This window comes from Streptomyces sp. HSW2009, assembly GCF_040240285.1.
Lineage (GTDB): Bacteria > Actinomycetota > Actinomycetes > Streptomycetales > Streptomycetaceae > Streptomyces.
Window position 1 is genome coordinate 1 of sequence record NZ_JBEHZD010000782.1, and the last position, 2,812, is coordinate 2,812.

General features: G+C 75.2%; 2 protein-coding genes. One reads left to right on the forward strand and one right to left on the reverse strand.

What is annotated here, in order from left to right; genetic code table 11:
* Positions 1–265: 265 nt before the first annotated feature.
* A complete protein-coding gene (locus tag AAHZ94_RS32085; RefSeq protein ID WP_349997228.1) occupies positions 266–946 on the reverse strand; it encodes a bifunctional DNA primase/polymerase in 681 nt (226 codons plus the stop codon).
* A 313-nt stretch (positions 947–1,259) separates the two neighbouring features.
* On the opposite strand from AAHZ94_RS32085, the gene AAHZ94_RS32090 reads away from it, so the two are divergent.
* The gene (locus AAHZ94_RS32090) at positions 1,260–2,648 is read left to right on the forward strand and encodes an NsdA family TPR-like regulatory protein (protein ID WP_349997229.1); all 1,389 of its coding nucleotides are present in this window, start codon (positions 1,260–1,262) and stop codon (positions 2,646–2,648) included.
* Positions 2,649–2,812 lie beyond the last annotated feature (164 nt).

Here is a 2,812-nt window from a genome sequence, read left to right on the forward strand (position 1 = left end):
GGCGGCCCGCCCGCATCGCGGAACCGCCGCATCCCGAACCCGCCATCCGAACCGTCCGCGCGACTGGCCCCCGGGGCCCCCCCGCCCCCCCGCCCCCCCCCGGCCCCCCCCCCCGGCCCCCCGGGGGGTGGCCCCGACCCGCCCCGGCCCCCCCCCCCCCCTCCCCCCGCGCGCCGGGCGCGTGACTGCTCTCGGGCGCGCGATGACCTGCGATGACCTGCGGCGTACTGCTGGTGGTCGCCCCTGCCGGGGCTAGGGCGAGCGGCTAACGGCGACGGGCCAGGCTCGCCTCGCGCCCGCACGCGTACGCCAGCGCGCTCGCCAACTCCTCGGCATCCGGCAACCAGCGGTTGACGGCGGTGGGCTGCCTGGCCCACAGCACCGCACCCTGCGAGCCGACGCGCGACGGCGGCGCCACCACGTAGTCCCCCTCGCCGCGCGGGATCAGGTCCATCGCGGCGGGCGTCCAGCCCAACTCCCGTACGAGATGCGGGAACTTGGCCGCGCCGCCGGCCATCACCCAGAACAACATCCGGCGGCCCGGCGTGCAGGCGATCGGGCCGAGCGGCAGGTCCATCCGCTCCATCCGGGCCAGCGCCAGACAGCCCGCCGACTCCGACACGTCGATGACGTCGAAGTTGTGCCCGGTGGGCAGCAGGATCGACGCCTTCGGGTGCTCGCTCCACATGCGGCGGGCGGCGGCGGGGCTGCCGCTGGCGGAGCCCACCCAGTCCGCGCGCTCCGGGTGCGCCCCCGGCGCCGGGCAGTCGAGCCGCCCGCACGAGCACCGCTCGCCCCCCTCGACCACCTCAAGCCAGGTGCCGGGGTGGACCTCCCAATGACGCTCCTCCGCGTACCGCACCGCCGCGTCGAGCAGCAGCTCACCGCGCTGCTGGGGGATTTGCCGACTTGCTGTGACGTCCAAGGTCTCCTCCACGCTCAACACAACTCCCGCTGTCACCAAGGGTTACGGCTACTCCGGAGTTGACGGTGCCCGCTTCGCCACGGCACGTGGGGCGCATCGATGCATGAACGGGGGCGCGTGCGACGACTCGGGCCGTGTGCGGGTAACCACCTTCCGTGACGAGCACGCACCAGGTGCTCGACGGCCGCGATGTCGCGGGGGGACAGGGGCGTTCAGCAGTTGCCCGCATGCGATCAATACGGGCAACTGCGGTATTTCCCCTCTTTTGCGCGGGCAATGTTCACGAGGCACCGGCGTTCTCCGCGAACGCACAGCAGTCATCAGGGGGTACACCATGGCCGCCAGGCCACTCGTAGCGCGGCAGCCGAACGAACGGCTCCAGGCGCTCATCCAGGAAGCCGCCTGCTCCAATGCCGGGTTGGCGCGCCGCGTCAACATGTGCGGCGCCGAGCACGGACTCGATCTCCGCTACGACAAGACGTCCGTGGCCCGCTGGCTGCGCGGACAGCAGCCGCGCGGCCGGGCGCCGGCCATCATCGCCGAGGCGCTCGGCCGCAAGCTCGGGCGCACCGTCACCATCGACGAGATCGGCATGGCCGGCGGCAAGAACCTCGCATCGGGCGTCGGCCTCCAGTTCTCGCCCACCGTGCTCGGCGCCATCGAGCAGGTCTGCGAGCTGTGGCGGAGCGACGTGGGCCGGCGGGACTTCCTGAGCGGCTCGACGGTGGCCGCGTCCGCGCTGGTCGAGCCCAGCCGCGACTGGCTGATCACCAGCGCCGACCCGCAGGTGGCCCGCTCCGCGGGGGCCCGGGTCGGCCAGGCGGACGTGGCCGCGGTCCGCGCGCCCACGGAGGCGCTCGTCGAACTCGACCATCAGTACGGCAGCGGCCACGTCCGCCCGGTCGTCGTCCACTATCTGAACAGCGTGGTCTCCGGGCTGCTCGGCGGTTCGTACCGGGAGACCGTCGGCCGCGACCTGTTCGCCGCGGTCGCCCGGCTGACCGAACTCGCCGGCTACATGGCCGTCGACACCGGCCAGCCGGGCCTCGCCCAGCGTTACTACATCCAGGCGCTGCGTCTTGCACAGGCCGCCGGCGACCGCGGGTACGGCGGGTACGTGTTGGCCGCGAGCATGAGCCACCTCGCCGCCACGCTCGGCAACCCGCGGGAGATCGCGCAGTTGGCGCGGGCCGCGCAGGAGGGGGCCCGGGGGCAGATCACCCCGCGGGCGCGCGCGATGTTCCACGCGGCGGAGGCGCGCGGGCACGCCCTGCTCGGCGACGCGCGGGCCTGCCAGGCGGCGGCCGGCCAGGCCAGCGCCGCCCTGGAGGCGGCCGATGCGGCCCCCGAATCGGGCGACGACCCGCAGTGGATCCGGCACTTCGACCGGGCCTACCTCGCCGACGAACTCGCCCACTGCCACCGCGACCTCGGCCAGGGCGAGACGGCCGGGCAGCACGCGAGGGACGCGGTCGAGCACCACCCCGAGAGCCGGGCCAGACGCCGCGCGATCGGCCTGCTCCTGCTCGCCGCGGCACAGGTGCAGCAGCGCGAGGTCGAGGAGGCGTGCCACACCGGCGCCAAGGCCGTCGACGTACTGAGCGGCCTGCGCTCCAACCGCGGCGTGGAGTACCTGGACGACCTGCAACAGCGCCTCGAACCCTTCCGGGACGAGCCGGTGGTGCGGGAGTTCAGCGCCCGGCTCGAAGTGGCGGCTGCCTGAACCCGGGGACGGGGCGGCGGCCCGCCCGGGGGGGGGGCCCCCCCGCCCCCCCGGGGCGCGCCCCCCCGGGGGGGGGGGGCGGCCCGGCGCCCGGGCCCGGTGCCCCGCGTGCGAGCGCCCCGGGACCGACCGCCACCCCCCACTCCTTGTCTCACCCACCGCCC